The sequence below is a fragment of the Bacillus sp. SIMBA_008 genome, from assembly GCF_046535495.1.
In the GTDB taxonomy this organism is placed as follows: domain Bacteria; phylum Bacillota; class Bacilli; order Bacillales; family Bacillaceae; genus Bacillus; species Bacillus subtilis.
Map to the genome: position 1 here is coordinate 1 of NZ_JAWRWL010000621.1, position 264 is coordinate 264.

The window sequence follows — 264 nt, forward strand, 5'->3', positions numbered from 1 at the left end:
GTTTCAGCTAAATCTCAGGCAGCTATTTTATTTACGCTTCAGCAGCAAGGCTTTTTCACTGAAGCAGAAGAAGCGGTGTTGAAAAGAGGAAGAAATGCAAAATCAGGCACAGTGCCTAAAAACACAGACGTTCAAACGTATCGTTATAGTACGGCGTTTGAAGCGCTCATGGGTTATTTATTTATTGAAAAGCAGGACGAACGCTTAGAAGAGCTGATTAGTCAGGCGATTGAAATCGGAACGTCAGGGAGGAAGACAAATGAG

General features: G+C 42.4%; 1 protein-coding gene. It reads left to right on the plus strand.

The annotated features are described in order from the left end of the window. Positions 1-264 (plus strand): Mini-ribonuclease 3 (locus SB658_RS24685; RefSeq protein WP_410603029.1); only part of this gene is annotated, 264 nt, incomplete at both ends.